At 47.7% G+C, this 7,416-nt stretch carries 6 protein-coding genes; 3 read left to right on the top strand and 3 right to left on the bottom strand.

Features of this window, described 5'->3' with window-relative positions; all coding sequences use genetic code 11:
* The first annotated feature begins 267 nt into the window (after positions 1–267).
* On the top strand, positions 268–1,161 hold the full coding sequence (gene ypfJ, locus ACWA6V_RS14000; RefSeq protein WP_449523069.1) for a KPN_02809 family neutral zinc metallopeptidase: 894 nt from the start codon (positions 268–270) through the stop codon (positions 1,159–1,161).
* 7 nt (positions 1,162–1,168) lie between these two features.
* On the opposite strand, the gene ACWA6V_RS13995 is transcribed toward ypfJ, so the two are convergent.
* The gene (locus tag ACWA6V_RS13995; protein ID WP_449523068.1) at positions 1,169–1,702 is read right to left on the bottom strand and encodes a hypothetical protein; all 534 of its coding nucleotides are present in this window, start codon (positions 1,700–1,702) and stop codon (positions 1,169–1,171) included.
* Positions 1,703–1,908: 206 nt separating this feature from the next.
* Here ACWA6V_RS13995 and ald point away from each other — a divergent pair, with 206 nt between their 5' ends.
* The gene (gene ald / locus ACWA6V_RS13990) at positions 1,909–3,045 is read left to right on the top strand and encodes an alanine dehydrogenase (protein WP_449523067.1); all 1,137 of its coding nucleotides are present in this window, start codon (positions 1,909–1,911) and stop codon (positions 3,043–3,045) included.
* Between the two features lie 131 nt (positions 3,046–3,176).
* Entirely contained in the window at positions 3,177–5,630 is a 2,454-nt protein-coding gene (locus tag ACWA6V_RS13985) for a putative bifunctional diguanylate cyclase/phosphodiesterase (RefSeq protein WP_449523066.1), read from the top strand.
* Positions 5,631–5,689: 59 nt separating this feature from the next.
* Here the strand turns inward: ACWA6V_RS13985 and ACWA6V_RS13980 are convergent, their stop codons facing one another.
* Both ACWA6V_RS13980 and ACWA6V_RS13975 read right to left on the bottom strand, forming a co-directional pair.
* Positions 5,690–6,439, bottom strand: coding sequence for a 16S rRNA (uracil(1498)-N(3))-methyltransferase (locus ACWA6V_RS13980; protein ID WP_449523065.1), 750 nt, complete (start codon positions 6,437–6,439; stop codon positions 5,690–5,692).
* A 76-nt stretch (positions 6,440–6,515) separates the two neighbouring features.
* Positions 6,516–7,416 (bottom strand): ATP-dependent DNA helicase (locus ACWA6V_RS13975; protein ID WP_449523064.1); only part of this gene is annotated, 901 nt, incomplete at its 5' end.

The raw sequence follows: 7,416 nt of genomic DNA, 5'->3' as shown, positions 1-7,416 counted from the left end.
GGTGCCGAAGCTGACGCGCTGTTCGGCAATGCCGACATCAGGCTTATTGGTGTAATAGGCATCGATAAGTTTGGGCAGATCTACCAGCAGGTCTGCGGGTAAGAGTTGGCCAGCCAAGGGGCTTGTAGACATAAAAACTCCTGAATTGTACGGATTTGCTGCTGTAGTTGCGTTGTTGTCATTATGATGATGTCAGAGCCTATAGTAGCGCGCTTTGATTTGACTTAACTACTATCAAAATTATCGACCAATCACGAGGGATACATTATGCGTTGGAAACAAGGTCGTCGCAGTGACAATGTGGAAGATATGCGCAGTTCCAGCCCTACCTCAATGGGCGCATTGGGTGGTGCTTCGGCGGCGATGCGGATTTTACCTTTTCTGCTGCGTACGAAAACTGGCCGCACTTTATTGATCATTGGCGTGTTGGTGTATTTCGGAGCCAAATTTTTGGGCATTGATTTGCTCCAACTGGCCGCGCCACCCGGAGCGACAGTTTCAGCCAATAGCCAACAAATATCGCCAAAGGATCAGGAATTGGCTGATTTTGTATCGGTGGTGTTGGCCGATACTGAATCTACCTGGCATCTGGAATTTAAAAAGCTGGGGTTGACTTATCACGAGCCAAAGCTGGTGTTATTTCGTAATGCAGTGAGCTCAGCTTGCGGCTACGCGCAATCGGCGATGGGGCCATTTTATTGCCCGGGCGATAACAAGCTCTATATCGATTTAGCCTTTTATGAGGATATGAAAAATAAGCTCGGCGCGCCCGGTGATTTTGCACAAGCCTATGTAGTCGCTCATGAAGTTGGGCACCATGTGCAAACTTTATTGGGAACATCGGCGAAGGTGACGCAGGCGCAGCAGCAAGTGTCAAAAGCGCAGGCGAATCAGCTCTCGGTAAAATTGGAGTTGCAGGCGGATTGTTATGCCGGAATTTGGGGACACTACGCTGATACTGAACGACAAATGGTGGAAGACGGCGATATCGAAGAAGCCCTAAATGCCGCTTCAGCGATCGGCGATGATAATTTGCAACAGCAAGCCGGTGGCGCAGTGCGTCCGGAAAGTTTTACCCACGGTAGCTCCAAGCAGCGTGTGGAGTGGTTTAAACGCGGTTTTGAGCAGGGCAAGGTAGAGGCATGCGATACGTTTAAGTGAGCTACTCTCAGGCCACCAGTTTCTTTGAATCTCCCAGTACCAGCGTGCGATAGACTTGTATAAAGTCATCTGCATTACGTGGGCAATTTGTGCCGTTATCGAAATGGTTCGCCCAGAGTTGTGCGAGAGCAGAAATGTCTGCGGGTTTGCTGGTATCTATCGCACTGCGGCGGTACAACATCCAGGCCATACCAGTAGCGTAAGTTAAATTGCTCATTAGCTCGTTGTGCGGATGCTTCAGGAATTGTTGTTGGCTGGCCAAGCCGCGCTGCTGGGAAGCCAAGTCAGGAAACTGGACCAAATAGGTGTCCCACAATTCCAGATGCTTTTCAGCGGTAATGCGATACAAGCCCAAGCCTTTGGTTTGGGCACAATAACAATGTAATCCCAGTAATGATTCTTGCGCAGCGGTGCCAAGCAATAAATTTTCGGCAACGTCGGAATATTCTCCCAGTCCCTGCAAATAAGGTTTGATGATTAACTCACGTAGATCACTCGCATAAATACCCATAACTACCTCAATGCGCCCCATTTTTGTCACAGCAGTGCCCCAAATTGTCAGCAGCTAAATGCTAACAGCCAATTTATGCACGGTTTCTGTTCCATGTAGCGTCAAAAAAACTGTACATAAACTGTACATGGTAGACACAGCATAAGTTGCGCCAACTTGCTGCAAGCTGAACGAGTCGAATAAACATCCTTGGCTATACTCGATTAGTGAGAGCGCAATTGAGGAGGGGATTGGTAATGCGTATTGGTATCCCGAAAGAAATAAAAGCTGGCGAAAATCGCGTTGCATTGACTCCCGCAGGTGTGGCGGAGTTACATCGGCGTGGCCACAGCGTTTACGTTATGCGCGGTGCAGGGCAGGCCGTGGGATTTAGCGATGAGCGCTATCAGCATGCTGGGGCGTTATTGGTCGATTCCTTGGCAGATGTGTATGCCAGCGCCGATTTGATTGTCAAAGTGAAAGAGCCGCAAGCAGAAGAATATGTGCTGCTCAGTGCCCGCCATCTGCTGTTCACCTATTTACACCTCGCGGCTAATCGCGCGCTAACAGATGCATTGCTCGCATCGGGTGCCAGTTGCATCGCCTATGAAACCTTGACTGATTCGCAGGGGCGCTTGCCACTGTTGGCGCCCATGTCGGAAATTGCCGGGCGCATGGCGGTACAGGCGGGTGCACATCATCTAGAGATGGCGCAGGATGGAAAAGGTATTTTGTTAGGTGGGATTCCCGGTGTTGCACCGGCGAATGTGTTGATTCTGGGTGGTGGAGTGGTGGGTGCAAATGCCGCTGCTATGGCTGTTGGAATGGGTGCACAAGTGCGTATTTTGGATAAATCCATTGCACGTTTACGCCATTTGGATGAGCTGTGGCGCGGCCGTGTTGTATGTGAATATGCAGTGCAAGAACGCATCGATACGCTGGCACTCCAGTCAGATTTGGTTATTGGTAGTGTGCTCAATACCGGTGCCGGTGCCCCGCAACTATTGAGCCGCGCTCTTATCGCACAGATGGAAAGGGGTAGTGTGTTAGTGGATGTCGCTATTGACCAGGGGGGATGTTTTGCAACCTCAAGACCGACTACACATCAACATCCAGCATATATCGAAGAAGGAGTTGTACATTATTGCGTCGCCAATATTCCCAGCGCAGTCGGTAGAACGGCGACCCTCGGTCTTACTAATGCGACCCTCGCGTACGTCATTCGCTTGGCGGATGCGGGTATCGGGGCGTTACAAACGGATGCCGGTTTTCGTGGTGGATTGAATATTTATCGCGGCCAGCTTACTCATGCCGGGGTCGCTGAAACTTTTGGAATGCCGTTTAGTGAGACTGCATCGTTGTCGTTGGAAAGTGAATTTCCTTATAGAAAATAACACGATAGATTCGGCGCCACTGAAAATAGTGATCTATACTCACGCCAAGTTAAGTGTAGATTACCTGCCTCGGAGCAATATCTGCCCCCACTTTCATATAACTAGATTCAGTTCCCGGAAACCTTAGGTCGATGAGAGATAAAGCGCCTTCCTTTTTTAATGGCATCTCATTCCAGCTTGCCAAAATCGGTATCATTTTGGCTTTTGTGTTGAGCTTTCTATTGAGTTCAGTACAGTTATACCTCGATTTTTTAAACCAGGAAAAAGAACTCAAAACGCTCATTGACCGCGTTATACAAGTGGCAACCCCTCCTGCTGTACGCTCCGTATCCACACTCGATGATGAACTTTCCTATGAAGTGGTGAACGGTTTGCTGCGCTACGGATTTATTTACGAAGTAGTCATTTACGATGATACCGGCAATGTACTTGCCCAGGGCAGCAGCACGCGTCCGGAAGTAAAAACCCGCTGGCTCACCAATAAAATCACCGAAAATACACGTGAATACACCGCGAATTTATTATTGCCCGGCTACAGTGACGGCACGTCGGGCAGTATCCGTTTTTCAGTGGATATGGATTTGGCTCTCGAAGGTTTTTATAACCGCTCCCAAACTGCGCTCATGACCGGCTTGTTGCGCAACATGTTTCTGGTGTTGCTATTGTTCGTAGTGTTTTATTACACCCTCACCAAACCCTTGGTGCGATTATCGCGCGAAATTAACAATATCAATCCTGATCATCCCGGCGTAAACCGCCTCACCCAATTGCCTGCGCAGCGCAAGGATGAATTGGCACAGCTGATTGCCAGTTCCAATCAATTATTGGACATAGTCGAACTTTCCCTTGCAAAACGCCGTGCAGTTGAATTGGCGTTGCGTAAAAGTGAAGAGCATTTGCGCCAGATTATTGACCACCTACCTGTCATGATTGGTGCGCGCAATATCGCTGGCTATTACTTATTTGCCAATAAAGCGCTCGCTAATGAACTGGGGTACACGCCTGACCAAATGCGTAATTTGCATGTGCGCCAGCTGTTAAAAAATTCGGTGTTTGATATAGATACCATGCTGCAAAATGATTATCGCGTTATTCGCGGCAATGAAGAGTTGGATGTAATTGGAGAGCGTTTTGTCACCTCGACCGGTAAACAATTGTTTTTACAAACCCACATTATGCCGCTCGCCTTTTACGATGAAAAAGTCGCGTTAATCGTATCGGTTGATATTACCGAACGCAAAAATGCGCAGGCCAAGATGGAATTTATGGCCCACCACGATGCGCTTACCGGTTTACCCAATCGCCTGCAGCTGGTTGAGCGTCTTGAGCACGAATTGCGCCGCGCTGAACGCCATGGTTATTTTGGTGCGGTGTTGTTTATCGATCTCGACCAATTTAAAACCATCAATGATTCGCTTGGTCATCCGGTGGGTGACCGAGTGCTGGAAGTGGTTGCCACACGTTTACAACAATCAGTGCGCGAAGAAGATTTGGTTGCCCGTTTGAGCGGTGATGAATTTGTGGTTGTACTTACCGTGCTCGACCAAAATATCGAAACAGCGGCATTGCGCGCGGGCGAAATCAGCGAAAAAATCCGCACCATTATTTCCCAGCCCTATATGTACGACAGCATGGAATTGCGCGTTACTTGCAGCGTGGGTGTGGTGGTTTATCCCGATAAAAATAATTCTGTGCATGAATTGTTGCGCTACGCCGATACGGCTATGTATCAAGTAAAAGAAAAAGGGCGCGATTCCATTGAATTTTTTAACGAAGAAATGGCCGATAAAGTTAGCCGCCAATTGACGATGGAAGGTGATCTGCATCGCGCGTTGGATGAATCGCAATTTGAATTGTATTACCAACCTAAAATTGATATCCAGAGCGGACGGGTTGTGGGTGCGGAAGCGCTGCTACGCTGGAATCATCCTACCAAGGGTATGGTGTCGCCGGTCGATTTTATTCCGGTGCTGGAAACCTCTGGCATGATTATCGATGTAGGCCAGTGGGTATTGGAAGCATCTTGTAAAACGCTGGTTAAATGGCATCAATCCGGTTTATGGAAGCCGGGTATGAAGATGAGTATTAACATCAGCCCGCGCCAATTCCGTCGCGCTGCATTTGTGGATGATGTGATTGCGACTTTGGAGAAATATCCGATCCCGGACGCGTCCCTGGATATGGAAATTACTGAAGGTATTGTTATCCAGCGTGTTGATGATGCAATTGTTACCATGACGACGTTAAGCGAGCGCGGCATCAGTTTCTCACTCGACGATTTTGGTACTGGTTATTCGTCTATTAGTTATCTCAAACGTTTGCCTGTGAGTACCTTAAAAATCGATAAAGGTTTTGTGCGCGATATTATCGATGACCGTAACGACCGTGTACTTGTCGAGACTATTATTACCATGGGGCGCTTGCTCGATATGGAATTGGTGGCAGAAGGTGTGGAAGAAGCAGAGCAATTGGCGATTCTGAAATCGTTCGGCTGTGATTACTATCAAGGTTATTTATCGAGCCAAGCGGTTCCTTTGGCAGAATTTGAAGTGATATTAGCTGATGATGAAAAAGTGGGTGAGTAAATAAATATTGTCGATAGCTATGCGTTGGAATCGACATTTTTTTCATCGTATTTTTCAGGTTAAAACAATCTTCCCAGCAAATAAGGTACCGCTGTTTCCACGCGCATAATGCGCTCGCCTACATGCACGGCTTCAAAGCTACACTTTTCCAATAAATCAATTTCGTACGGAATAAAACCACCTTCAGGGCCTACGGCCAGTGTCAGCGAGTAGTCTATCTGGCAGGGGCAGGCAGTTTCTGTGTAAGGGTGGGCAACCAATGCGCGCGTATCGGCAACAATTGCCGGCAACTCATCTTCTACAAATGGCTTGAAACGTTTGTGTAAATGCACTTCTGGCAAACGAGTGTCGCAACCTTGTTCCAATCCTAAAATGAGCTGCTCACGAATATTTTCTGCTTCCAAAAAAGGTGTCTGCCAGTAGCTTTTTTCCACGCGGTAAGAATTAATCAAATGCAATTGTTTAATGCCGAGGGTTGCAACCGTTTGTAAAATACGGCGCATCATTTTTGGCCGCGGCAAACCGAGTAGCAGCGTCAATGGCAATGCGCGCGGCGGTGCTTGGTGCAGGTCGATATCCAGATATATCGCATTATCATTAAGTTCTGTAACCAGCCCTACACCCAGATTGCCGTTTATCAGACCGACTTTTAATTGATCGCCCACTGTAGCGCCGTGCACTTGCTTAATATGCGCAAGCTGGCGTGGATTTTTGATACAGGCTCGGTTATCGGTGAGTAAATCGTTTGGCGATAATAAAATCAGATTCATAATGTGTAGAAATAGAGGTAAGTGGAAAAATATGGGCATTAGACCACGTGCGGTAATGTCTTGTCATATATTGCTGCGCAACAATGGCCTCGGAGCGATGTAGGTTTACGCCGGTTTAGGCCTCCGCTATCAACCACCATTCTGGAAGCAAAGGGCGTATTTCCGGTTGTTGAAAGCGCTGATCCAGCAACCACAAATAACCTTCATCTGATGTAGTTCGAATTACGCGTCCGGCTGCCTGGATCACTTTCTGGATTCCTGGATAGGTGTAAGTAAAGTCATATCCCTGCGCGAATTTACCTTGCATTACTGCACGCAAATGTTCGTTTACCGGATTCACTTGTGGCAAACCCAGTGTTGCAATAAAAACCCCTTTTAATGCATCGCCTGATAAATCCACTCCCTCGCTGAAAGCGCCGCCCAATACCGCCAAACCCAATAAATTATTGTGCTGGCTAAATTGCTCGATAAATTCCTGCCGGTCTTCTTCGCTCATACGGCGCGATTGCACCACCAATTGAATATTGCTGTTGATCAATCGCGGCCGAAGAGCGGTCTCTACTTTTTGTAAAAATTCATAGCTGGAGAAAAACGCCAAGGCATTGCCTGGTTGTGCGTGGATTTGATCTTCGATCAAATTACAAATAGGTTCTATGGCTGCACTGCGATCTTTGTAGCGGGTGGATAAATTGGTTGCGATCTGGACGTGCAGTTGCTCGGGTTTGAACGGTGAGGGAACATTGATATGTACCGTATCATCAGGCAAACCCAGCAGCGATTGATAATAATGCGCAGGATGCAGCGTGGCCGAAAAATAGCAGGCGCAATGGGCAAAACTCAACCGTGCGGCCAGTGGTGTTGCCGGTATCAGGTTGCGCAGGGTCAGTACTTCTTCTTTTGTACCCATGGCTTGCATATCAATACAAAAATCTTCATCGAACACTTCTACTACTTTTTGGTAGTTGAGTGCAGCAAAAAAAAATTCTTGCGCAATTGTGTCTTGCACGGTGTGGTCA

It is taken from the genome of Cellvibrio sp. (assembly GCF_053579595.1).
This window is presented reverse-complemented; position numbering and strand designations above follow the sequence as displayed.